We start from the raw sequence: 22835 nt of genomic DNA, 5'->3' as shown, positions 1-22835 counted from the left end.
TCCAAACAGTGAGGTGATTTTGGAGCAGCGCGAGCCTGCCCTTTTCTGCTAGAGGAGGTCCGTGCTGAAACGTGCGACATCGACCAAGCAGGAATCCAACGGGTCCGGGTGTCTCTTGGTTTTCGGGATTCTCTGGACTCTTTTCAGCTCGGTCTTTGTCGTGCTGGGAGTCCGCGAGTCGGTGGGTGAGGGGAAGGTGCAGGGATGGGATGAGGTGCCTTGCCAGATCGAGCGATTCGAGATTAAGGCATCGAAAAAGAAGGATCCTCCGTTTCGTCCGGATGTGCTTTTCCGTTTTCAATACGGCGGAAAGGAGCAGGTAGGAACGAAGCTCTGGCGGGAGAAGGAGGGGGTTGAGGAGTATGAGGATCTGGCGGAGATCAGGGAGGAGATGGGGTCGAATCAGCAGGCCAGCTGTCGGGTGAATCCGGATCAGCCGGAGGAAGCGGTCCTGCTGGTGGATCAGGAAGGGATCTGGGGTGGCCTCTTCTTTGCCGTCTTTGGGGGGGTGTTCGTGATGGTCGGGATCGGGATGATCATTGGCGCGATCAAAGATAGAAAGTCGGTAAAATTGGCGAAGTCGGCGAAATCGGTTTCGGGAGGGAAGAAGGCCGAGCTGGGTGGTGTGCTGGGCTTGGGCTTTTTTGGAATCTTTGCCGTGGCAGGTTTGGGCATTTTGATGGGTTTGGTGGTGCCCAAGGCGAAGGCGTATCTCCAGATGAAGAGTTGGGTGGAGACGCCGGCGGAAGTGATTTGGAGTCGGGTGCTTTCGCATTCGAGTGATGATGGAACGACCTACAGTGTGGATGTTTTCTACAAGTATCAGTTCGACGGGAAAGAATACCGATCGAACCGGTGGAATGTGGTGGGTGGGAGCTCGAGTGGTCGGAGCGGCAAGCAGGAGGTGGTCCGGGCCCATCCACGCGGCGCGACCTTTGTCTGCTTCGTCAATCCTGATGAGCCGTGGCGGGCGGTGGCGAAACGCGAGGTGGGTTGGGCCGGATTGTTCGTGCTGTTTCCCCTGCCGTTCCTGGCGGTGGGTTTTGGCGGGCTCTACTACACCTTGGTGCGCAAGCCGAAGAAGGAGGAGTCGGCACGTTCTGAAGGTCGGCGTTTGCGGCAGGAGCAGGAGACGCGATTGATTGAGACGCCGCAGCGGACGAGTTCCCGTCGACGGAGAGTATGGGCCTTTGTGGCGGCGCTGTTCATGGCGCTGTTTTGGAACGGGATCGTGTCGATCTTCGTGGGGATTGCGTGGAAGTCCTGGCAGCGGGGCGACGGCGAGTGGTTCCTGACGATCTTCCTGATCCCCTTCGTGTTGATCGGTCTCTTTTTGATCGTGCATGTGCCTTATCGTTTGATGGCAATTTTTTCACCGGTCTACGACTTGGACTGGGGCGATGGGGCGCTGGCTCCGGGCGACCGGGTCAGGCTCTCGTGGAAGCGAACGGGCGGGAGTGGGCGACCGCGGAAGTTTTCGATCTGGCTCGTTGGACAGGAGGAAGCGACGTATCGGCGGGGTACGAGAACCTCGACGGCGACATCGGTTTTTCATGAGGCGAATCTTTTCGAAACGGAGACGCCGCTGATGATGCCGTCTGGTGCTTGCAATTTGGTGATTCCGGAGGATGGGGTGCCGGGCTTCAAGGGTGAGCACAACAAGATCCGATGGTTTATTCGTTTGGTGGCGGATGTGCCGTGGCGCCCCGACGTGAGCGACGAGCATGAATTGGAAGTGGGGAACCCGGCCGAATTCAAAGCATGATGGAAAGCGCGAAAATCGAATTGGCGAGTGAGTTTGTGAAGCCTTTGGGGACGCTCCATGGCAAGGTGCAGTGGCAACGATCTGAGAGGCCTCCGTCTTTGGAATTGAGGGTTTTCTGGATGACTCGGGGGCGGGGGACGGAGGAAGTTCATGTGGTGACCACGGAACCGGTGCTCCTGAATCCGGCGGGGACCGCCATGTTTTCAATGAGGCTGCCCGAGCTGCCGTGGAGCTTTGATGGCCAGTTGATCAGCGTCTCGTGGGCGGTGGAGCTGGTGGACGATCAGGACGAGGGCTGTGCGTTGGTGGAGTTCGTGATGTCGCCCGATGGGGTGGTGCGGCAATTGGGTGAAGTGAAGGAACCGAAGAGCAAAGGCAGAGGCATCAGAATGAAGGAGAGATGAATGCGGCCGCCAATCCCTTCGCTACCAGTCGCGTGGAACGGCTGCTGGAATTTGATCCCCACTTGATTGGAACTTCGTGGGAGGTGATCGAGCAAGGGTGGGCGCAACTCGGTTTCCGCGCCTGCGTGACGGGCCAACATGGGGCGGGCAAGACGAGCTTCCTCGATGCGATGGCGAGGCGACTTGTTGGAAAAGGCCGGGTCGAGCGTCTTTTCTTCAATGATCAAAAGAGGCGGATCTCGGCGGCTGATCGGGTGATTCTGGATTCTTGTGAAGGGGTCTTTCTTTTGGTCGATGGCGACGAGCATCTGAGTTGGTGGGAGCGGCGTGAGCTGACCCGGGCTTCGAAGGAGGCAGGTGGATGCCTTTTTGCCCGACATCGAAAAGGAGGGCATCGGGAGTTGCTGCGATTGCGCTCCAATCCGGCACTTGCGGGCGAGTTACTTGAGCGGATTTCTCCGGAGTGGAGGCGTCGACTCGATGGGAGCCTGGATCGCCGATTTCAGGGCCAGAAGGGGAATCTGCGGGAATTGTGGCTGGAGTGCTTCGACCTCGCCGCTGCCTCCGGGAAGTAATTAACTTTTTAAAATATTTTGATTATCCGTAGCTCTTTTGATAGCCTCCGCCGGCATGAAACGTCGCGACTGGCTGCTGCTTTCCCTCGCCTCCCTCGGGCTTCCCTCATGCGGCCGCCAGATCAAGGCACGGCATCAGGTATCCTACAGCTTCCAGCACGGCGAGACCGCCAAGCTGGTCGATGGTCTGGCTTATGCGCCGAAGAGCGCGCCGAGGGCCGTCCAGCGCGCGATCCAGGCTGCCAACCGGCTGCAGGGCAAACCGTACAAATGGGGTGGCGGCCATGCGCGTCTGAATGACGACGGCTACGATTGTTCCGGCGCGGTTTCCTATGTCCTGCGTGAGGCGGGATTGATGAGCAGCCATCTGACTTCGAGTGGCTTCTTCAACTACGGCAAGCGTGGTGCCGGAAAGTGGATCACGATCTACGTTCGCAAGGGCCATGTCTTCATGACGATTGCCGGATTGCGTTTCGATACCGGTTGGGGGTCGAACCGAAGTGGTCCGCGCTGGCTGACGAAGACGCGTCCCGGAAGAGGACATGTCATGAGGCATCCGCCGGGTTTCTAGATCTTCGAAGGATCAAAATTGAAGTTTGGAAAGTGCTGGAAGCCGCTGCTTGCCTGGGGCTTTGGGGATCAGGATTCAGGGAAGAGGGACTAGAAAGGCACGTTTGCTCGATGGATGCCTTTTTGCCTTTTTGATCCCTTGCCCCTGAATCCTGATCCCGAGAGGCTCGCGGCACCTATCGTCGTTCGATTAGAGATCGAAGGATTCGAGCGAGCTCAAGACCTTGTCGGCGATGGAGAAGTCGAGACCGGCTGTGGTGCGATTGGGTACGGCGTAGACTGTAAGTCCGGCTTCCTTGGCGGATTTGACGCCATTCAACGAGTCTTCGAAGACAAGCACTTCGGAGGCAGGAAGGTCGAGGCGACGGAGGGCTTCGAGCCAGAGGTCGGGTGCGGGTTTGATGCGCGGGGCGTCGCCACGGCAGACGATGGTTTCAAAGTACGGCATCAGCCGTAGTTTCTCCAGCCAGCCATCGACCCAGCTGTGGTTCGAGCTGGAGACGACGCCGATCCGGACGCCTTGGGATTTGAGTTTGTCGAGTAGTGGGATGACGCCGGCCATGGGTCCGGCTTGCTCGAGGTCGCGGCGGATCTCGACCTGGCGGCTCTCGTCGAGCTGGTGCCAGTCGAAGGATGATCCGGTGAGATCCTCGAGGTGGGTTTTCGGTGACCAGGTATCGAAATCCGAGCCGATGCAACGGGTGTAGATTTCGAGCGGGAGATCGTGGCCATGGGCGCGGAAGGTGCGTTGCCAGGCCTCGTAGATGGCCCATTCGGTATCGACGAGGACGCCATCAAAATCGAACAACACGGCGGAGAATTCCATGCGCGGTGGATGGGGGTGGAAGGCTGAAGGTGCAAGGCTGAAGCGTTCGGTGGCGGGTAGTCTGGTCAGGTTTTCATAGGAAAGCCGACCAGGGTGACGAGCTCGTGCTCAGGGACTTCAGCCGGGTCGTTCTCGTAGGTTTCGAAGGTTGGGCTTCTGGTCGGAATGGCGAGGGAGTATTCGATGAGGCGATCCAAAATCGGCTGAGAATCGGAATGGCAGCACTCGCGAAAAACTGGATGATGGGACGAGTATTTGGATCGAAACTCGATCCTCTGATGAAACCTAGCCAACTTGAGCCGATGAAACTTTTGATGATCCTTTTGGCGACCCTGGCCGGACTGCTTGCGCCGCTGGCTGCGGAAGAGGAGGCGGCACCGATTTCGGTGACGGAAAACCATCTGCCGGGAGTGGCTTTGGCCCAGGGCATCACGGAGATCACGGGCGTCGCGATTTCGCCGCTGCTCGGTGTGTCGGGCGTGGGGGCGTATCAGTATTTTCAGGCCGATGCGTCGATTCGCGATGATCTTCCCTGGTATTGTCAGCCCTGGGCTTGGGGAACGGGTTTTGCCTTACTGGCGATGATCTTTCTCAAGGACACCCTGGGAGCGGCGGCACCGGGGATCCTCAAGAAGCCCTTCGACATGGCGGAGCTTTTCGAAAACAAAGCGAGCGCGCTGGTGGCCAGTGCCGCCTTCGTGCCCTTGGTGGCGCGTGAGATGTCCGAGGGCATGGAGAAGGTGGAAGTTCCGGCCGGGATGGTGGGGCATGAGATGATGGCGGCGATTGACCCCTCGTGGTTTATGGTGCCGATGTCGATTCTGGCCTTCGCCCTGGTCTTTGTGTGCAGCCACGCGATCAACGTCTTGATCATCCTGTCGCCCTTCTCGCTGGTCGACAGCATGCTGAAGCTCGCGCGCTTTGGGGTGCTGATTGCGGTGGGGGTGATGTATCTGATCGCCCCGTGGCTGGGCGCGGCCTTCTGCGTGATTCTGATTTTGATCGCGGCATGGCTCGCGCCGTCGGCGCTGCGTCTGATGATCTTTGGTACCCGCTTTGCCGGCGATGTGTTGTTGCCGTGGAGGGCGGAGAAGACCGCGACTCCGGAGAGCCCTCATGTTTTTACCTTGGGGGAAACGGGTGGGCTTCCTTCGCGAACGGGCGGGCGGCTGGTGGCGGGGGCGAACGGGAACCTGGAATTCCGCTATCGTCGCTTCCTTCTGATGCCTGAAACCGTGGTGCCCTTGCCGGAAGGTGAGCGCCACATTGCCAAGGGTCTGATTTCCCCAGCCGTCTTCAGCGGTGAGGAAAAACAGCTGCTGCTGCTGCCTCGATATCGGGGTCGGGAGGAGGCCATTGTGGAAATTCTGAGTTTTCGAGAGGCGCGCGATCACTCGCTCGCCAAGGGCTGGAAGGCGGCGAAAGCCTGGATTTTCAATGCTTTTCGGGGAAACCCAAGGGTGGCGGGATAGTGGGTCGGAGCAGATTTTTTTAGAAAAGGTTTACTTTTCTAAAAACTTAGGCTTTATTAAGGACCTTCACCCCACCAGCCATGTCCCACCCAGTCCCACTTGGCAGAGCCGCGTCCACGGCTTTGCGCTCGAGCCGCCTATTGTCGTTAGGCGGTGCGATCCTCGTTTCGTCGAATCTCCATGCCTTGGAGGTCGATAGCGAACTTCTCTTACTCGTCGATGTCTCCATTCCTGGTCTTTCGAACGTGCAGTTCAGTGACCTGATGGACAGCTATGCTGCGGCTTTCAGCAGTTCCCAGGTTCTTGATTCCATTCAGTCCGGGAACACGGGTCGCATCGCGGTATCGATGATGTTTTATGGAAATTCCAACGTCCAGCAGGTGGGCATTCCGTGGATGTCGATTGGCAGTTCTTCGGATGCCGATGTCTTTGCCGGCCTTGTCACGAATGTGAACCGACCATTCTCATTTGGATTCTCGGATTCGACGGCAGCCTTGGCAGCCGCGACGCCGACTTTTGGCACGGAGACCGGTGGTGCTGACAATGGCTTTGAGAGTTCGGTTCAGATCATTGAAGTGGCGGCGTCGGGGATTCCCTTTCCGTTTGATGCCACCGAGACGGCGGCCGCCAGTGCCAACGCGCTGAACTCGGGAGTCGATCTGGTGAACTCCACATCGCTTGGATTCTTTGGAGGGATTTCGGAAGGCTACTACGAGCAGAATGTCATCGGCAGCACGATTGAAGGAGTGGAACCAACGAGTGGCACCTCGGAGACGGGAGGCGTGCTTGCTTCGAACATCGCGGACGGAATCACCGTGACGGTTCAGACGGGTGCCAGCATGTCCGTTTCCGCGATCCCCGAGCCATCATCGTTGGTGATCGCGCTCTCCTCTGCCGGTTTTTTCCTGCTCAGGCGTCGTCGTGATTGAGTGAGTTCGCTCAGTTCAATCGAGAGTGATGCTTGCCGTAGGGCAACTGCGGGGATCGAGTCGATCAGATAGCGATTCGCGGATGACTTCGATGGAGCGGTGGACTTCATGCCGCTGTGGGTCCTGATCGTTGAGCTTGACGAAGATTGGCTGGTCGAGATCGATGAAGGAGTCGTGGAGAAGCAGTTGGGTTCCTTTCGGAAAGGGGCCTTCGAGGGTGATCGTCTGAGCTTCTACGGAAGCATGGAACTGTTGGCCTTTTTCCGCGGTCCCTTTGGGAAGCTGCAGCCAGTACAGGCGCTCATGGGTGACGTCGTCCTGAAACCAGACGATTTTCTCTGGCCATGGATTGCGGGTGAATTGGGCCATCCACGGGAGGGCTTCGGCGTCCTTGCGGTTCATCCAATGAGGGAGGCCTTCGTAGATGCGGGTGAGGTGGGTGTATCCAGTAGGGTCGGCCTGATGAAGTTTTTCGAGCTCGGCCGATTTTTGGGCGGCAATCTTGTTGCGGTCATAGGCACTGTCGGCACCGCCCATGAAGATGGCGAAGGGAAGGTTGCGCAGACCGAGCAGGGAAGACTCGTTCGGATGGCCGGCCATCATCGAGGCAGCGGCGAAACGGTCGGCCATGCGTGGGGCGAGCTGCCAGACGCCATCACCACCGGCAGAGTAGCCCATGAGGTAGACCTTGTCCGGATTCACCCCACGCAGTGCGATCATGTTCTCGATCAGGCGGTCGAAGAGCGGGTCGATGTGGGCTTCGTGCCAAAGGTTCCAGGTGTCGGTGGGGGCCCGTGGCGCGACATAGATGCCTTCTTCGGGCTGATAGAGTTGGATTTGATTCTTCCATTGCTGGTCGTTGACTCGTGCCGGGGCGCCTCCCCCTCCGTGCATCGAGATCCATAGGCTTCGGCCGTCGTTCGGCGCTTCGCCGAAGGTCTTCTCAAGCCATTTCAGGGTCTTGTTGTCATGGGTGATGGACTTCTCCTTGAGCTCAAGCTGGCGGGCCACCTGCTCGCGCGCGACGAATTCGAGTTGGACAAGCTCGACGAGCTCCGCGGCATCTTCTTCGGTCAATGCGCGATCTGCCGCGACGGCTTCGAGCTCGGCCTTGTTCATGTCGAGGGTTGATTCGCCGACCGATGCGGTGAAGGGTTTGGCTTCGAGGAATTCGTCGAGAACCAGGAGCCGCAGACGGTAGTTTTCCTGCGGATTGACTTTGAGGCGTGGCATGTCGTTGAGGTCCGAGGTGCCGGCTTTGGTGATGAAGCTCTGCGTCGTGCCATCTTCAGCGATCAGCAGGCCGGGAACTTGCTGCCGTTCCCCGTCATGGAAGAAACGCAGGCCGAGGAAGTTTTCCTGCGGGCCTTGTTCGGCGTAGCGATGAGTGACGTTGACTGCACCGACCTGCTGGTTCTCGGGTGCCCAGACGAGGGGGAAGGACAGGCCGTCGCGTTTCCAGGAACTGGCGTAGATGGCGTGTAGGGGATTGTTGGCATCCGCCTTGCCTGCATCGCCCGTGAACCAGCCGCGATTGAGGCCCTCGGCGACGTATTCATCCGCGCCGGTGAAGTGCCAGTCGCCATCCCAGATTTCGACCCAGGTATGGTTGCCTCGACCGTTGCTCCACATAGGAGTGCCGACGGCTCGAGCCGGGATGCCGATGGCTCGGCAGGCGTCGACGAGAATGATCGAAAGTCCGGTGCAGGTGGCGCGGCCCTGTTCGATGGATTCCTTCGGGCTCTGATTCGGTTTCCGGCGTTGCTGATGATAGTGCGTTTTGATCCGCTTGAAGAAATCGCGGTTGAGAATCTGAACGGCCTCTGTTGCGGTCTTGGCGTCCTTGACCATCGGCGTGGCCATGGCCAGAAAATCGGCGCGCCAAGGATCACGGGTTTCATCGAGAACCGCGTAGGGCAGGACGTCGTTGAAAAAGATCTCGTCGGGCACCTCCTTCGCCCATGGGAAGCGGCTGCGGGCTTCGAGCGCGAGATCGAGGTTTTCGCGGAGGAACGATTCGTCGAGGGTTCCCCTGTCCTGTTCCGGCATGTGTTCGACGAGAAAGCGGGCAGCTTTTTCTCCGAAGTCTCCGTGCTTCCCGGCCGCGTAATCGACCAAGCCATCACTCGCTGCCGAGATGGCGATTCCGGTGATGAAGAGGCAGGTAATGGCTGATCGCATCGGTCGTGATGATAGGTGGCTGATGGGGATCGGCGAGTCCGAATCGGTTTCGGCGGGTAGTCTCTTTTCCGAAGAGGGGGCTGTGACATGCGCTGGCACTTAGTTTCTTGTCAGCGCCTTTCAAGGCGGCCATTTTTCAGATAGATCGTTCATATGAAAAATTTCATCATTCTATCTTTTTTGTGGTGCTCTCCCTTGTTTGCGGAACCGACGGAGCTGCGTGATTGGCAGTCGACAGCGGGAACGAGCATCAAGGCTTCTGCCTTGGGCGTGGAGGGAACACAGGTTTCCCTGAAGGCTGCCGATGGTCGCGAATTCAAGGTGCCCTTGGACAAGTTTGCGGATGAGGACCAGGCTTTCCTCAAGGAGCATTTCGCGATCAAGGAACCGGAACCGGGCCAGCCGACGGGAAGTGGAGTGTCGAAGATTTCTGAGGGACTGACGTATCCGGTCGGCGAAACTTCCGGGCCGATTGACGTCGGTGGCGGGTCGAATCTTTATGTCTATGTTCCGAAGACGCTTCGCGAAGGGAGGAAGGCACCGCTGATGTTCGTGACCGGGGCCGGAGGAGGTGGGAAAAAATCGGTGGTGATGTATTCTGAAGCGGCCGAGGTCAATGGGTGGATCATTGCCGCTTCGGTGGAATCGCGCAACGGACCGGATCATCCGGAGGGAAATCACGAGCATGCCAAGCGCTGCGTGGCCCACTTGTTAGAGAATCTGCCGATCGATAAGGAGCGGGTCTATTTCACCGGCAATTCGGGGGGAGGGGCGATGTCGTTTTACAACGCGCTGCGGATCACCTCGGCCGGCAACATGCCGATCATCGGCTACTCGCCGGACAAGAAATACGACAAGAAACAGTACTGCTACGGGATTGGTGGAACGGCGGACTACAACCGCTACCTGACAGCGCATGCCGTTTCCCAGTATGGAGATAACGGCTTTCACCGCTTTCATCCCGGTGGTCACTCGGGTGGACCGGCATGGATCGGAGATGAGGGCATCACCTGGCTCAACGGCCGCTATCTTGCCGACCGGAGAAAGGATGCCGAGCTCAACGACGAGCGACTCGACTACGAGGCTTCAATGATTGGATGGATTAAGAAGCTGAAAGACAGCGAGGCGTATCGAGCGCACTACTGGTGCCAGTTTCTCAAGGAAGACTACGAGATCGATGGTCCGAACGCGGTGATCGTTGGGGAATTGTTCGACGAGCTGAATGGAGACCCGAACAATGTCCGCTACACCGAGGGCATCGCGGAGCTCGATGAGTTCTCCGACAAGTATCTCGTCAGTGACGGTGAGGGAGGTGGCTCCCAATTCAACCACACGAACTCGAGGATGAAGGGCGCGGCTGAAAAAATGGCAACGGAGTATGCCGGCGTTCCCCTGATCGAGGAAATCGCCAAGGGACTCCAGGAGCCGACGGTCGGGAAGTGATCAGCCCTGATGCTTCGGTCCGCGATCGTGATCGAGGATGAACTTTTTGCCGCGCAGGGTGGAGCCCTTGCAGACTTCGATCACGCGGTCGGCGACCTCTTTGGCGACGTCGATACGGCTGTTGCGATCGAAGAGTTTGACGTGGCCGATCGAGCCCTGAGGCAGACCGGCTTCGTTGTAGAGCATGCCGATGATCTCGCCGACTTTCACACCTTGTTGTTTTCCGAGTGAAAGGAAAAGTGGGGTCATCTCGGCGTTGTCGTGCTGCTGGGTGGATCGCTCGCGGCGTTCGCGACGGTCGCCCTGGGGTTTGCGCTTGTGCGGTTCGCCGCCTTTGCGCTGACGACTCTGGCCGGGTTCCTCGCGGTCTTCCTGAATCTGGTTGAACTCGCGTCCACCCTCTTCCCGCAGCATCGTGAAGAGCACGCTCGAGATGTCTGTGGGAGTGAATCCCTGCTCGAGCAGGCGGTCGATCTGGGCTTCGTAGGAATCGAAGCGGCCTTCGGTGAGACGTTCCTTCAAGTCATCGAAGAGGCGGTCGGCGAGGCGTCCTTCGACCTGCTCCTGCGAAGGAACGCGGGCGCGGCGGATCGGACTGCGCGTGTAGCGTTCGATGGTTTCGAGGCGGTGGATGTCGCGCCCGAAGACGAAGCTGACGGCGCGGCCGCTGCGACCGGCACGACCGGTGCGACCAATACGGTGAACGTAGTCTTCGGGGTCCTGCGGAAGGTCGTAGTTCACGACGAGGTCGATCTCATCGATGTCGAGTCCGCGGGCGGCGACGTCGGTGGCGACGAGCACTTCAATGGTGCCATCGCGGAAGCGGTTCAGGACCCGCTCGCGCATCTGCTGGGTGATGTCGCCATGCAGACGGTCGACGGCGTAGCCACGGGCGAGCAGTGCCTCGGTGGCTTCATCGACGGTGCGCTTGGTATTGCAGAAGACGATGGAAAGTCGGGAGACCTCGATATCGAGCAGGCGGGAAAGCACTTCGACCTTGGAACGTTGGCGCACTTCGTAGGCGCACTGTTCGATGCTGGTGACGGTCTTTGCCTTCTGCTCGATCTGGATGATGACCGGGTCGTTACCGAAGCTCTCGATGAGCTGTTTAACCCCGCGGTTCATCGTTGCGGAGAAAAACAAGGCCTGTCGTTCTTTTGGCAGAGCGGCGAGGAGCTCCTCCATCTCGTCGCGGAAACCCATGTCGAGCATGCGGTCGGCCTCATCGAGAACGATGGTCTTGATCAGATTGGGATCGAGCGAGCCGCGGCGAAGGTGGTCGAGCACGCGGCCCGGGGTGCCGACGACGACATGGGCACCGGCGCGCAGGGCGCGGAGTTGGCGATCCATCGGGGCACCGCCGTAAACAGGGACCGCGTGAAGTTTTCCAAGCGCCGAGCCGAGGCGATGAACGTCCTCGCAGACCTGGTTGGCGAGCTCGCGGGTCGGGCAGAGGATCATCGCCTGGGTGCGATTCAGATCGAGATCGAGCCTGGCGAGCATCGGCAGCGTGAAGGCCGCGGTCTTGCCGGAGCCTGTCTGGGAAAGCCCGAAGATGTCCTTCCCCTCGAGAGCGGGTGGGATGGCCAGAGCTTGAATGGGTGACGGGCGTTCGAAGCCGAGTTTTTCAACGGCGGCCAGGAGTTCGTCGGACAGGCCGAGTTCGGAAAAAGGAGGTGTGTCCATGACAGAGGGGCCGCTTCAAGGGGCCATTGGGGTAAACAGGAGGGCTGCGGGATCGGGGTCGCGCGCGCTACCGGGCTGCGGACATGGCTGGTATTTCGGTCGCTGGCAAGCCGGGAGTTTGTTGTGTGGAGGCGGAGGAAAGCGAGATTCTCATCGTTCTCTCATCTTCGTATTGCTGGAATGAGCTCGTCGGAGCTCCGATTTCATCATGCGCTGCCTATTGGTTGAAGACTACACGCCCCTGCGTCTGAACCTGGCCGAGTGCCTGACGGAGAACGGCTATGTGGTCGATGCCAGTGCGACGGGCGACGAGGGTTTGTGGTTTGCCAAGAACCACGCTTACGATGTGATCCTGCTGGACATCATGCTGCCGGGGATCGATGGGCTGACGATTTTGAAAAAACTGAGGGAGCTTCAGGACAAGACGCCGGTCCTGGTCATCAGCGCGCGGGACTCGGTGGATCACCGGGTTGAGGGGCTTGATTGCGGGGCGGACGATTATTTGGTGAAGCCTTTCGCTCTGGCGGAAATGGTGGCACGTGTCCGGGCGCTGGTGAGGCGGAACTACGATCGGGAGTCCTCGGTGATCGAGGTGGGCGATTTGTGCATGAATGCGACGACGCGAAAGGTCAGCCGGGCAGGGGAAGAGATTGTGCTGACGCGGCGCGAGTATGCGTTGTTGGAATACCTGATGCACCGGGCCGGTCAGGCGGTGAGCCGGACGGATATCTGGGAGCATGTCTATGAGGACCAGGAGGGTGGATCGAGCAACACGGTGGATGTTTACATTGGCTACCTGCGGAAGAAGCTGAATGCCGGGCCGGGAGCCGAGCTGATTCAAACCGTGCGCGGCTATGGCTACATGCTGAAGGAGGAGGAAGCATGAGGCAGCCATCGATGCGCTTGCGGCTTTTGGTGGGCACGGGGCTTTTTGTGACGGTGGTGCTGCTGATTTCCCAAGTGGTGATCTATCAATCGATCGCACGGATGCTGCGCAAGGAGATCCGCATGCAGTTGCTGGAGAGTGCGTCGATCCTGGCAAAGTCGGCGGAGCTGGAAATCGACAAGGTGGTTTACGAATGGCAGGAAGCTCTGGAGTCGAATGCGGATACTTCCATCGCCGGCTTGTTTCAGTTCTGGGATCTGAACACCGGCAACGCGGTGGGTTCGCCGGCGCTCAAGGGAGGTTCGCTTGAGATGTTTCATGGTGAGCTGAATCAGTCGATCATCCGGGAAGTCGTGCTGCCGGATGGCCGTCCCGCCCTGGCGGTCGGTTTGATGCACCTGCCGTTTCTAGATGCGGGGACGTTTGAGGAAATGAAGGCGCTCGGAAGGTTTTTGAGACCCGAGGACTTTCCCCAGGTGTTGGTCTGCGCCCGGGAAACGGCGACCTTGGACGGTAAGCTGACCCGAATGAAGTGGCATCTGGTCCGCGCTGGATCCGCGACCTTGCTGACGATCTGGCTTTCGATTCTCACGATCACGATATGGACGATGAGGCCGATTCGGGAGTTGGAGCGTCGGTTGGAGGAGAGCTCGAAGAAGGACAGCGGAGCGATTCCGGAGATCCCTGACAATCTGCCGGTGGAGTTGCGGGGATTGGCGGAAGCTTTCAACCGAACGCTTGAGCGGGTCGAAGCCGCGCGGGATCGAGAGCGTGACTTTGCCTTGCATGCCGCCCATGAGCTGCGCACGCCGATTGCCGGCATTCAGGCGACACTGGAGCAGGCGCTTCATCGTGAGCGATCGCAGGATGATCTGCGAGAACGGATCGGCAATGCTCTTGTGCTGACCGAAGACATGCGCGGGACGATTCAGAGTCTGATGAAGCTCGCGCGAGTGAGGGGCAGGATTGAGAAGGTGGAAAGCGATGAGTTTGATCCCTGGGAACTGGTTGACGAAATCCTGGCGTCCGAGGGAAGAAGAATTGCGGAACGAAAGCTATCGGTGGCCAGGGATTTCCAAGGTCCGTTTCGAGCCTGTCAGAGTGATCGGAGTCTTGTGAAGATCGTGATCATGACCTTGGTCGACAATGCCGTCAGATACGCCCCGGCAGGGAGCCGAATTGAACTGAGGGCGGCAGAGAAGGACGGGAGGTTTCTTCTGCGGATCGAGAACGAATGCTTCGATCTTGGGCAGGAAGATCTAGCGCGGGTGTTCGAGCCATTTCAGCGTGGGGGAAGCACTGCGGGTGAGGGAGCGGGTCTTGGCTTGAGCCTTGCCAGGGAAATCGCCGAGCTGTTAGGCGGCAGTGTGAAGATGGAACTCAGCGAAGAGAAGGATCGGGTGTTGGTGGAGCTGACACTTCCTGAAAAAGTAGTGATATCATGAACTGGATCATCTGGGCACTGCTCGCCGCCTTCTTTGCTGGGCTCACCGCGGTGTTGGCAAAGGCCGGGGTCGAAAACGTGAACTCCAATCTCGCTACGGCGGTGCGGACGACGGTGGTGCTGATCTTTGCGTGGGCGGTCACCTTTGCCACGAATCCAGCGAACGCTGTGGTGGGGATCTCGAAGCGGGCCTGGGTTTTCCTGGTGCTTTCCGGACTCGCAACGGGTCTTTCCTGGCTCTGCTACTTTCGCGCCTTGCAGCTCGGTGAGGCATCGAAGGTGGCCCCGATCGATAAGTTGAGTGTCGTTTTTGTGGTGCTTTTCGCTGCGCTTTTTCTTGGGGAAAGTCCGACAGCGAAAACGCTCTTTGGAGTGGCGCTTGTGGTAGGCGGAGCGGTGGTTCTTGCTTGGCCGGATGCCGCGAGAGGCTGATCAATAGGTGGCGGTTTGAAGTGCAGGCTGCTGCAGCCTGCCGGACTTCTTGAGAATGCGGGCGACGAGGTAGGCGAGGAGGGTCAGGCCGACGCCGATATGGAGGGCGCGGACCAGCGGGCTGTCCTTGGTATATTCGCCGGCGAGCCAGATGTTCTGAAGGATGGCGGCGTGGCAGGCGATGATCCAGATGAAGGCGGAGTTGTATTCGGCGGTGATCAGGCGGCGCCAGTTGAAGCGCATGCCGGCAAGCGTCCCGCCGAGGCCAGCAAGTCTCGGCAGGACGCGATTAACGCGCCTACAGTATTCGTTAAACTCAGCACCGAATTTACCACGAAGATAGTTTTCCTCAGCTGCGATGATGCAGGTGTAGGCGAAGATGAAGAAGGGAATGCCGATGGCGGCGAAGAGCAGCGAGTTTGAGGCGATACCGGTGCCGAGCAGGATGCTGAAGTTTCCGACATAGAGCGGGTTGCGGCAATGGGCGAAAATGCCGCCTTGGACGAGATCGTCCGCGTAGGGCATGCGGTTGAGGCCGCCACGCTTGATGTAATCGAGCCCGACGGTCACGCCGCGGATGAGTTGACCGGTGGCGGCGACGAGCACGCCGATGATGGCGGCGATCCGGAAATCGGGCATCAGCAGCGGTCCCTTGAGAAACAGCAGGACGTAGAACATCGGAAACATGACATTCCGATGATGGTAGATGAAGTTGCCGAGCCGGACTTTCATGATGGTGGGAAATCGGTTCACTTGACGGCGATCATGCCGGTGAAGTTGTACCATTTGAAGAAGGTGTCGCAGTAGCGGAAGCCGGAACGCAGGAGCATTTCGCGGTTTTCAAGCAGCTTGTACGGAATCAGAACGTTCTCGAGGGCCTCGCGCTTCTGGGAGATCTCCAGCTCTGAGTAACCGTTGCGGCGTTTCATGTCGTAGTAGTACTTGATGAACTGCCGGTTGAAGAGGGAGTCTTCACCGATGACTTTCTCGACGAGGATCAGCGCACCGTTCTCGTTCATGCCCTCGAGAATGCGGGCGATGAGTTTGTCTCGATAGAGTGGGCGGACGAATTGCAGGGTGAGAACGAGCAGCACCAGGGAAGCATTCTCAATTTCGAGGTCATGATTGAGATCGCCGAATTGAAGATCCACTTCACGACTCATGCCGCGCTCGCTCATCTTGGTGCGGCAGCGCTCGAGCATTTCCGATGAGTTGTCGATTCCGACGAAGCGCACGTCGGGATCCACATGGCCGTCGATACAGAGCATTGTGGTTCCGGTCGAGCAGCCGAGGTCGTAAACATTGCTGCCGGGGGTCGCGTAGTCGCCGGCGATCTCGGCAATCATCCGCTGCATTTCCCGATAGAAGGGAACCGAACGGTCGACCATGTCATCGAAGACCGAGACGACCTTTTCACCGAACTTGAAATCGGAAATGCTCGGCGTGGCGGCGTCGAAAACGCGATCCCTGCCGAATGGGATGGTCCCGCTGCCGAGGGCGCTTTCGACCTCGGCGAGTTCGTGGATGGGCCTTAGGGAAGTCTTGGTCATGGCGACGGTGTAGTGCCGCCATTCTAGGGACGAATGATGAGAGGATGGTGAGAGAGGGGAAAAACTTCCGGACTCCGCCAAATAAAAACCCGCATGGCTCCCAAGTCAGGGAGACGCATGCGGTGTCGTCGTCAGTGGATATCTGAACGGTTTACCACTGGGCGCTGTTCGGCACTCCGTGCTTACGGTCGGTTTCGAACGAGCAATTCAGATACAGCGTGCCGGCTGCCGGGAAGACCTCTTCCTGTGGGATCACGTAAGCGCCACCACCGGGGCAGGACTGTTCGCCGACAAGAGTCTTGTTCAGGTTCTCATTGATGTAACCCTTGATGTACAAGTGTCGGGCAATCGACTGAGTCCCGTTGTCGGCGTAGGGCATGGTGCCCGGGCTGTAGCCGTACATGTTCTGATACGAACGGACGGAGCTTTGGACGTTTCGAATATTGATCACGCAGGCGGCGCGATCGCTTCCTCGGCGCCAGGCATTGGCGCCAACCATCATTAGTGCGGCGAGGGACAGAATGACCAGAACAACGACTGCCAATTCAAGCAGTGTCACTCCAGACCTGTTCATCGTCCGCTGGGGGGATGCGGATTTCATAGTGGGGGGATGCGTTCAAGGTAGCACGATCCCCCCCTTGGCAAATCACGTGATCACGGACAATCGGCAGAAGGAGTTCAAGACCCCACTCGTTCGATCAGTCTTCCCTGATCCAGACGTTGGCGAAATCGATCGCGCTACCGTGGTGCTGGAAAGCGATCGGGCCTTCGGCCGGAATGCCGGGAAGCTGGGCGTTGTCGATGACCACTGCATCGTTGAGAACGACAGTGAGCCGATCGCCCTTGAGGGTGATCATGGTGCGGTTCCATTCGCCCAATGGCTTGTCGGCCTTCGTTTTCGGCGTGGCGGCGGCACGCACTTCGGCGGGCTGGTTCTTGTCGGTACGATAGCCGTAGACCTCTCCTGATCCTGCCGGCCAGTTCCAGAGGTTTACCTGACTCTTGCTGCTGCCGCGGAGGAAAACACCGCTATCAAGCTCTTCGACCTCGACGTTCTCTCCGGTTTCGTTGCCGTCGGGTCCGATCACAGGGCGTGGTTTCATCGCACCTTTTTTCGACCACCTCCAGTCGAAGACGAGGGTGAAATCGCCATAGGATTCCTTGCTCCAGAGGTCCTTCACGTCGGCGGTACTACGTCCATCGTATTTGATGATGCCGTTGAAATTGATCCAGTGTCCTTCACTACCTGGTTCGACCTTCCATGCATCGAGGCCCTTGCCTTCGCTCAGGGGAGTGAAGCCGGCGGCGCGGACACCTTCGGAATTGGCTGCGGGGGGTAGTTCGCAGATGCGGAGCTTGCGGAAGTAGACCTTGTCGCCATGGCCACACAGCGCGAGGTGCCCCGAGCGACGTCTGACTCCGAGGTGTTTGGGGAATTCCTTTTCAAGTTCGCTGAGATTCGCCTTGGTAATCAGCTGGCCGTTCAGCTCGACCTTCACCTCGTCGCCATTCACCACCACGCGCTGGAGGTTCCATTCGCTGAGGGGTTTGAGGGCGCCTTTCTTGGCGGGGACCATCGAGTAGATCGAACCGTGGAACTGATAGGGCATGAGGTCTTCATATTTCCTGGCCCGGTCGTCGAGGATCTGCAGCTCCATTCCGGAGTAGGCGGGGTCGCCGGTGCCCGGGTAGTGGATGCCGAGGCCGTTATTCGCTCCTTCAGTCAGCAGGAATTCGAAATCGAGGACGTAGTTGGCGAAGCGGTAGTCGGATTCCAGAATCCGGCCCTCGGGGCTGCTGACGATGGCTCCGTCCTCCACCTTGTAGCCCTCGCCACTCCATCCGGTCAGGTCCTTGCCATTGAAAATGGGAAGAAAGTCCAAGGGTTCTGTTTCGGCCGAGGAAGCGAGGGTGAGGGTGGCGAATAGGAAAAGGAGGGTCTTCATGATGGTCGTTGAGGATAGTTGGTGGTTCCGGCGGGAAAATTCGCGGCGGGGAAGATGGTTCCGAAGGAAATACTCCCGACTCCAATGGCACAAGCCATCGTCGTCATGATTATTGCGGCGGGAAACAGGTCGACCCCATGTGGATTGGTGTCTTTGCAGCGCCGGGTTCTACCAATGGAATCGAAGGTCGGGGCCGATCAGCTGCACCTTGGACTCGCCGATCGCATCGAGGCGGTTAAGGGCGCTTTCCACGGAAGCGCGAGCGGGAGCGGGAAGGGCGATCAGACCCGCCTCGCGGACGACGGCCCGAATGGCCGCGGAAGTCGCGCTTGGCGGGCCTTCCATGCGGACGATTTCGTCGTCGTTCTTCTTCTCAGGCTGCGCGAAAAGACCTTCGAGCATGCTCTTCGGTTCGGGTTTGAGCTGGGCGTTTTCACTTTCGATTTCTGCCTTCTCGGCCACCCAGGCGATGGCATCGGAAAGGCCGCCGAGTTCGTCGACGAGTCCGAGTTCGAGCGCTTTGGCGCCGGTGAAGACCCGACCACCGGCCATGCCTTCGAGGTCGCCCTTCAAGCGATCGCCGCGGCCGTCGGTAATCCGTTTCTTGAAGGTGCCGTAGACATCGAGCATCGACTCGCGGACCAGTTTGCTTTCTTCAGGTGTGAACGGTTCGCTCATCGACATGGCGTCGGCGTATTGGCCACGCTGGATGGTGTGGGTGGTGATGCCGAGCTTCTCCATGGCACCCGCCATGACGAGTTTCATGCCGACGACGCCGATCGATCCGGTGATGGTGCCGGGTTCGGCGAAGATCCTTTCCGCCCCACTAGCAACGTAGTAGCCACCGCTGGCAGCCACGCCGCCCATCGAGACAGCGAAGGGCCGGTCGGCGGCCTTCCATTCATCGGTGGCCTCCCAAAGCACCTCGCTGGCCAGGGCGGAACCGCCGGGGGAATTGACGCGGAGAACGAGCGCCTTGGCGTTCTCATCCTTCAGCAGTCCGAGGATTTCCTTGCGAACGGGGGCGATGGATTGGGAGGTGATGGCGCCATCGAGAACGACCACGGCCACGTAATCATCGTTCGCGCCCTTGTCCTTGCCGGCGTCCATCATCAGCTTGAAAAGGTCGAAGAAGCCGTCGATCTCCGGGCCATCGAGGTCGGGCAGGGCATACTTGTCGTCAAAGTCGGCAGTGCTGTACTTCTCCTTCAGCTCCTTGTTGAAATCGGTGCGGTATTTCAGGTCGTCGATGAGCCCGGCCTCCTTGGCTTCTTCAGGAGTGAAGGTGCCGCGGTCGATGAGCGACACGACTTTTTCCGTGGTCAGTTCGCGCCCGCTGGCGACGTCGCTGGTGAGTTGATCGAAGATGCCACCGATGAGTTCGTTGGTCTGCTTTTCAGCGAACTCGCTGGGACCGGTGCGGTAGAACTCTTCACCGAAGCTCTTGAAGTCGCCGATGTGGATGACGTCGGCAACGATGCCCGCCTTGTCGAGCATCCCCTTGAAATACATCGATTCGGCGCTGATGCCTGAGAAGGAAACGTCACCTTCGGGCATCAGGACGAAGTGGTTGGCGGCGGAGCCGAGCAGCGCGGTGCCGTTGTTGTAGGCGTCGCTGTAGAGCCAGACGTCCTTGCCTGCTTCGCGAGCGGCGAGCAAGTGGCCGCGGAGTTCCTGAATTTGCGCGAGTCCGAGACTGGCGTCGTCGACATCCATGACGATGGCCTTCACATCGGAATCGTCGACGGCCTGTCCGAGGCTTTGGGTGAGGTCGAATAGTGTCAGCGGCCGGGTCGCTTCGAGGTCCATGGAGAGCAGGGACGTGTCGGAGATGCCGCTTTCCGACAGCGGACCTTGGAGATCGTAAACGGCGACGATGGGTTTGGCAGATGCTGTCGAAATGGCGGCGGCGAGTAGCCAAGGGGAGAGGAGCTTGATCATGATGGGTAGTAGACTTACCCGGAAAAAGCGGCGTGTCACCGGGGATTTGCGTGGTTTTTTGGAATGGTGGCGCGGATCCCGGGCTTGAAGTCGCTTTTGATGGATAGATCGGCGAAATCATCGACAACCGAACGGCGATGTGTGCCATTTGTAGATCGATGATCGGTTCTTCTCTAAAATACGGCTTGGTGGCGGTGCTGGTGTTGGCGGCTTCTGCGAGCGCACGACCGTGGAGCGAGGACGTGATCTATTTTGTGATGACGGACCGTTTTTACGACGGTGATGTGGCGAACAATCAGCCTCCCGGGAGTGATCCGGCATTGGTTGATGAGGATCAGCAGGCCATCAGCATGTATCATGGTGGCGACCTGCGCGGTCTCGAACTCGCGATCCGTAGTGGCTATTTCGAGGCGCTTGGAGTGACGGCTTTGTGGATCACGCCGCCGGTGCGCAACGTGTGGCGATCAGGTTTTGATCTCGGTGGACCGAAAACCGCTTATCACGGCTACTGGGCTCAGGATTTCCTCGATATCGATCCGCATCTTACCAGCGCGGTCTCGCTGGACGGCACCGTTTACCCCGACGGGCCGGAAGGCAGGATGCAGCACTACCGGGATTTCGTGAAGCTGGCGCACTCGAAGGGATTGAAGATCGTCCAGGATGCGGTGATGAATCATGCGGGTCCTGTTTTCTACTACGATGTCGACGAGGATGGTGTCTTCGATATCGGCGAAAAGGGCGAATGGATCCAGCCGTTCAAGGACGAAGGATTTCATGCCAACGCGAAGTGGGCGGATGTCCCGAAGTGGAATTTGAAACGGACCGAACCGGCGGGGCCGAGGACGCTGTTAGGAAGCACCGTCCGCACGAATGGAATCCTTTCTGAGATGGATGCCTACGGCCGGAAAGGATTCTCCGACGACAGTCTGGGGCAAACCAATGGCGAGGAAGTGACTTGCGATTTCTTCTCCTTGCGGGATCTCTGGACGGCGGAAGACGGCGAGCACTTTGATCGTCTGGTCGATGAGTTTGTCGAGATCTATGCCTTCTATCTGTTGGATGTTGGGGTGGATGGCTTGCGGATCGATACGGTCAAACACGTGCATCACGAATTCTGGGATGCCTTTACCGAGCGGTTGAGGAAGCGCCTTGGGAATCAGGCAGCCGACAAGATTTTGTTCGGGGAAGTCTATGACGGGAGTCCCGAGAAACTCGGACAGTACACCTGGCGTGCCGATGCCCCGGAAAATGACGAGCCGAGCATTGATTCCCTGCTCGCCTTCCAGCTGTGTTTCGCGATGCGCGAGTATTTGCGCAAGCCGGGTGATGAGTTCGGTGATCCGAAGGGGATCGAAGGCGCGATGAAGGCCTTTGCCGAAGGCCGCTATCCGGACGGTCGCTACTTTTACAACCGGACACCCGGCCCGGACGGGCTGAACTCACTGCAAAAATCGATCACCTTCATAGAAAATCACGACGGACTGAACCGCTTCCGCGTTTCGGGAATCACCGAGAATCGCCACCAACTTGCGCAGGCGATGGTGATGACTTTGCCCGGGATTCCATGTCTCTACTACGGTGCTGAGACGGGATTATACGATACCCGCGGGCGCATCGGACAGGACTCGGAGACCGGGCGGATGACGCTGTGGAAACGGGATGACGGTCCGGTCATGAAGGAGGTCGAGGCCTTGCCTTCGTTCGAAACGATCTCCCGCCTGGCCGAAGTTCGGCGGGATGAAATCGCCTTGCGCGATGGTGAGTTCCGTCCCTTGTGGTCGGATAGTGGTAGTATCTCGGAGGATGACGGCGTGTTCGCCTTTGCGCGGGTAATGCCGGACAAGGCGCGGAGCGTGGTGGTGGTTTTCAACGCTTCGGGGACGTCGGCGATGACAGGTGGACTGAATCTGGAAGGGGTTTTCCCTGCTGGGGCGACGCTTGAAGGCGAGCTCTTGGTGGGGGAGGGGGAGACGGGGATTTCTGAAGGGAAGATCCGTCTGCCTGCGGGATCGGCCGCGCTCTACCGGGCGAAGGAAGCTCAGTAAGGTTTTCTTTCCGGGATGGACTGGTACTCGCCAAGCAGGCTCCGGGCTTCATCGGCATGCGCCTGCAATGAAGGGATCGAGCGTTTCTCGGGAGGCAGGGCAAGCTCGTCGTAGAAATTGACATCATCGAATCCGATGGTGGCGGCGTCTTCGATACTAAAACCATAGTAGATCCTGCCGATCCGTGCCCAGTGAATGGCACCGAGGCACATCGGGCAGGGTTCGCCGGTGGTGTGGATTTCGCAGCCATCCAGGCTGAAGTTGCCGATCTTCGAGCAGGCGTCGCGGATTGCGGTGACTTCGCCATGGGCGGTGGGGTCGTTGTTTCGCAGGACCTGGTTCCAGCCTTCGCCGATGATTTCTCCATCGCGCACGACAACCGCACCGAATGGCCCGCCGTGACCGGCGAGCATGCCTCTTCTCGCAAGCTCGATGGCGTGGCGCATGAATTGGGGATCGGAACTCATGATGTGGGTGATCGTAGCGCCATCCGTTGAGATGGAAAGAGGGTCTTTTGAATTTCGGATCAGGATGAATAGGATGAGTGGGATCTTTGACAGATTCACTTGTCGTGACTTCCGACTCGTCAGGGATGGGGTTGCTCTGCATGGTTTTGGGCATGCGTGGAATGATTGCGGTTTTTGCTCTGGCTTTGTTTGTCACCGGTTGTGGTCCGGGTGGCGGCGGCGGCGATTCTGTTAGTTTCAAGCGGGACTACTGGGGTCACCGGGCCGGACCGA

21 protein-coding genes are annotated in these 22835 nt (G+C 58.8%); 11 read left to right on the top strand and 10 right to left on the bottom strand.

Going from position 1 to position 22835, the window contains the following annotated elements:
• Positions 1-61: 61 nt before the first annotated feature.
• The 4 genes from WBG04_RS21700 to WBG04_RS21685 are packed head-to-tail and all read left to right on the top strand — an operon-like array spanning position 62 to position 3315.
• Entirely contained in the window at positions 62-1765 is a 1704-nt protein-coding gene (locus WBG04_RS21700) for a DUF3592 domain-containing protein (protein WP_424316930.1), read from the top strand.
• Positions 1762-2169, top strand: coding sequence for a hypothetical protein (locus WBG04_RS21695; protein WP_424316928.1), 408 nt, complete (start codon positions 1762-1764; stop codon positions 2167-2169). The genes WBG04_RS21700 and WBG04_RS21695 overlap by 4 nt, the downstream gene beginning before the upstream one ends.
• On the top strand, positions 2166-2744 hold the full coding sequence (locus WBG04_RS21690) for a hypothetical protein (RefSeq protein WP_424316926.1): 579 nt from the start codon (positions 2166-2168) through the stop codon (positions 2742-2744). The genes WBG04_RS21695 and WBG04_RS21690 overlap by 4 nt, the downstream gene beginning before the upstream one ends.
• 55 nt (positions 2745-2799) lie before the next feature.
• Positions 2800-3315, top strand: coding sequence for an NlpC/P60 family protein (locus WBG04_RS21685; protein WP_424316925.1), 516 nt, complete (start codon positions 2800-2802; stop codon positions 3313-3315).
• A 189-nt stretch (positions 3316-3504) separates the two neighbouring features.
• On the opposite strand, the gene WBG04_RS21680 is transcribed toward WBG04_RS21685, so the two are convergent.
• Together WBG04_RS21680 and WBG04_RS21675 are read right to left on the bottom strand one after the other, a co-directional pair.
• On the bottom strand, positions 3505-4140 hold the full coding sequence (locus WBG04_RS21680; protein WP_424316923.1) for an HAD family hydrolase: 636 nt from the start codon (positions 4138-4140) through the stop codon (positions 3505-3507).
• A gap of 65 nt (positions 4141-4205) precedes the next feature.
• Complete coding sequence (locus tag WBG04_RS21675; RefSeq protein WP_424316921.1) at positions 4206-4337, bottom strand: hypothetical protein; 132 nt, start codon at positions 4335-4337, stop codon at positions 4206-4208.
• 81 nt (positions 4338-4418) lie between these two features.
• On the opposite strand from WBG04_RS21675, the gene WBG04_RS21670 reads away from it, so the two are divergent.
• The gene (locus WBG04_RS21670; RefSeq protein WP_424316919.1) at positions 4419-5612 is read left to right on the top strand and encodes a hypothetical protein; all 1194 of its coding nucleotides are present in this window, start codon (positions 4419-4421) and stop codon (positions 5610-5612) included.
• An 80-nt stretch (positions 5613-5692) separates the two neighbouring features.
• Positions 5693-6541 carry a DUF1194 domain-containing protein gene (locus WBG04_RS21665; protein WP_424316917.1) on the top strand — a complete coding sequence of 283 codons (849 nt, stop codon included), beginning with the start codon at positions 5693-5695 and terminating at the stop codon, positions 6539-6541.
• 15 nt (positions 6542-6556) lie between these two features.
• On the opposite strand, the gene WBG04_RS21660 is transcribed toward WBG04_RS21665, so the two are convergent.
• A complete protein-coding gene (locus WBG04_RS21660) occupies positions 6557-8722 on the bottom strand; it encodes a transglutaminase domain-containing protein (protein ID WP_424316915.1) in 2166 nt (721 codons plus the stop codon).
• Positions 8723-8875: 153 nt separating this feature from the next.
• Between WBG04_RS21660 and WBG04_RS21655 the strand changes: the two genes are divergently transcribed.
• Complete coding sequence (locus WBG04_RS21655; protein ID WP_424316913.1) at positions 8876-10165, top strand: hypothetical protein; 1290 nt, start codon at positions 8876-8878, stop codon at positions 10163-10165.
• Here WBG04_RS21655 and WBG04_RS21650 read toward each other — a convergent pair whose 3' ends face one another.
• On the bottom strand, positions 10166-11851 hold the full coding sequence (locus tag WBG04_RS21650) for a DEAD/DEAH box helicase (protein ID WP_424316911.1): 1686 nt from the start codon (positions 11849-11851) through the stop codon (positions 10166-10168).
• A gap of 208 nt (positions 11852-12059) precedes the next feature.
• Here WBG04_RS21650 and WBG04_RS21645 point away from each other — a divergent pair, with 208 nt between their 5' ends.
• Genes WBG04_RS21645 through WBG04_RS21635 form a run of 3 tightly spaced genes read left to right on the top strand, consistent with a single transcriptional unit; the run spans position 12060 to position 14613 of the window.
• Positions 12060-12737, top strand: a complete 678-nt coding sequence (locus WBG04_RS21645) for a response regulator transcription factor (protein ID WP_424316909.1) — start codon at positions 12060-12062, stop codon at positions 12735-12737.
• 11 nt (positions 12738-12748) lie between these two features.
• Positions 12749-14182, top strand: coding sequence for a sensor histidine kinase (locus WBG04_RS21640; protein WP_424316907.1), 1434 nt, complete (start codon positions 12749-12751; stop codon positions 14180-14182).
• Entirely contained in the window at positions 14179-14613 is a 435-nt protein-coding gene (locus tag WBG04_RS21635) for an EamA family transporter (protein ID WP_424316905.1), read from the top strand. The genes WBG04_RS21640 and WBG04_RS21635 overlap by 4 nt, the downstream gene beginning before the upstream one ends.
• On the opposite strand, the gene WBG04_RS21630 is transcribed toward WBG04_RS21635, so the two are convergent.
• From WBG04_RS21630 to sppA, 5 genes are all read right to left on the bottom strand, one after another.
• Positions 14614-15345 (bottom strand): methyltransferase family protein, encoded by a 732-nt coding sequence (locus WBG04_RS21630; RefSeq protein WP_424316903.1) that lies wholly within the window; start codon positions 15343-15345, stop codon positions 14614-14616.
• A gap of 17 nt (positions 15346-15362) precedes the next feature.
• Positions 15363-16163 (bottom strand): carboxy-S-adenosyl-L-methionine synthase CmoA, encoded by an 801-nt coding sequence (gene cmoA / locus WBG04_RS21625; RefSeq protein ID WP_424316901.1) that lies wholly within the window; start codon positions 16161-16163, stop codon positions 15363-15365.
• 151 nt (positions 16164-16314) lie between these two features.
• The gene (locus tag WBG04_RS21620) at positions 16315-16764 is read right to left on the bottom strand and encodes a hypothetical protein (RefSeq protein WP_424316899.1); all 450 of its coding nucleotides are present in this window, start codon (positions 16762-16764) and stop codon (positions 16315-16317) included.
• Positions 16765-16861: 97 nt separating this feature from the next.
• Positions 16862-18109 carry a 3-keto-disaccharide hydrolase gene (locus tag WBG04_RS21615; RefSeq protein ID WP_424316897.1) on the bottom strand — a complete coding sequence of 416 codons (1248 nt, stop codon included), beginning with the start codon at positions 18107-18109 and terminating at the stop codon, positions 16862-16864.
• A gap of 168 nt (positions 18110-18277) precedes the next feature.
• On the bottom strand, positions 18278-20050 hold the full coding sequence (sppA, locus tag WBG04_RS21610) for a signal peptide peptidase SppA (protein ID WP_424316895.1): 1773 nt from the start codon (positions 20048-20050) through the stop codon (positions 18278-18280).
• Between the two features lie 158 nt (positions 20051-20208).
• On the opposite strand from sppA, the gene WBG04_RS21605 reads away from it, so the two are divergent.
• Positions 20209-22095: an alpha-amylase family glycosyl hydrolase gene (locus WBG04_RS21605; RefSeq protein ID WP_424316893.1), complete on the top strand. Its 1887-nt coding sequence runs from the start codon at positions 20209-20211 to the stop codon at positions 22093-22095.
• Here WBG04_RS21605 and WBG04_RS21600 read toward each other — a convergent pair.
• Positions 22089-22562 (bottom strand): nucleoside deaminase, encoded by a 474-nt coding sequence (locus tag WBG04_RS21600; RefSeq protein WP_424316891.1) that lies wholly within the window; start codon positions 22560-22562, stop codon positions 22089-22091. The two genes, WBG04_RS21605 and WBG04_RS21600, sit on opposite strands and share 7 nt — an antisense overlap.
• Positions 22563-22835: the final 273 nt, after the last annotated feature.

Origin of the sequence: Haloferula sp. (genome assembly GCF_049672945.1) — a bacterium.
GTDB lineage: Bacteria > Verrucomicrobiota > Verrucomicrobiia > Verrucomicrobiales > Akkermansiaceae > Haloferula.
The sequence above is the reverse complement of the archived record's forward strand: the minus strand, read 5'-3'. Positions and strand labels throughout refer to the sequence as shown.

Bases quoted from the DNA above. Each gene is read 5' to 3' on its own strand.
- WBG04_RS21680 (WP_424316923.1), bottom strand. From the start codon at position 4,140: ATGGAATTCTCCGCCGTGTTGTTCGATTTTGATGGCGTCCTCGTCGAT.
- WBG04_RS21660 (WP_424316915.1), bottom strand. From the start codon at position 8,722: ATGCGATCAGCCATTACCTGCCTCTTCATCACCGGAATCGCCATCTCG.
- WBG04_RS21620 (WP_424316899.1), bottom strand. From the start codon at position 16,764: ATGAAATCCGCATCCCCCCAGCGGACGATGAACAGGTCTGGAGTGACA.
- WBG04_RS21635 (WP_424316905.1), top strand. From the start codon at position 14,179: ATGAACTGGATCATCTGGGCACTGCTCGCCGCCTTCTTTGCTGGGCTC.
- WBG04_RS21670 (WP_424316919.1), top strand. From the start codon at position 4,419: ATGAAACCTAGCCAACTTGAGCCGATGAAACTTTTGATGATCCTTTTG.
- WBG04_RS21690 (WP_424316926.1), top strand. From the start codon at position 2,166: ATGAATGCGGCCGCCAATCCCTTCGCTACCAGTCGCGTGGAACGGCTG.
- WBG04_RS21655 (WP_424316913.1), top strand. From the start codon at position 8,876: ATGAAAAATTTCATCATTCTATCTTTTTTGTGGTGCTCTCCCTTGTTT.
- WBG04_RS21605 (WP_424316893.1), top strand. From the start codon at position 20,209: ATGATCGGTTCTTCTCTAAAATACGGCTTGGTGGCGGTGCTGGTGTTG.
- WBG04_RS21695 (WP_424316928.1), top strand. From the start codon at position 1,762: ATGATGGAAAGCGCGAAAATCGAATTGGCGAGTGAGTTTGTGAAGCCT.
- WBG04_RS21600 (WP_424316891.1), bottom strand. From the start codon at position 22,562: ATGAGTTCCGATCCCCAATTCATGCGCCACGCCATCGAGCTTGCGAGA.
- WBG04_RS21615 (WP_424316897.1), bottom strand. From the start codon at position 18,109: ATGAAGACCCTCCTTTTCCTATTCGCCACCCTCACCCTCGCTTCCTCG.
- WBG04_RS21645 (WP_424316909.1), top strand. From the start codon at position 12,060: ATGCGCTGCCTATTGGTTGAAGACTACACGCCCCTGCGTCTGAACCTG.
- sppA (WP_424316895.1), bottom strand. From the start codon at position 20,050: ATGATCAAGCTCCTCTCCCCTTGGCTACTCGCCGCCGCCATTTCGACA.
- WBG04_RS21665 (WP_424316917.1), top strand. From the start codon at position 5,693: ATGTCCCACCCAGTCCCACTTGGCAGAGCCGCGTCCACGGCTTTGCGC.
- WBG04_RS21650 (WP_424316911.1), bottom strand. From the start codon at position 11,851: ATGGACACACCTCCTTTTTCCGAACTCGGCCTGTCCGACGAACTCCTG.
- cmoA (WP_424316901.1), bottom strand. From the start codon at position 16,163: ATGACCAAGACTTCCCTAAGGCCCATCCACGAACTCGCCGAGGTCGAA.
- WBG04_RS21685 (WP_424316925.1), top strand. From the start codon at position 2,800: ATGAAACGTCGCGACTGGCTGCTGCTTTCCCTCGCCTCCCTCGGGCTT.
- WBG04_RS21630 (WP_424316903.1), bottom strand. From the start codon at position 15,345: ATGAAAGTCCGGCTCGGCAACTTCATCTACCATCATCGGAATGTCATG.
- WBG04_RS21640 (WP_424316907.1), top strand. From the start codon at position 12,749: ATGCGCTTGCGGCTTTTGGTGGGCACGGGGCTTTTTGTGACGGTGGTG.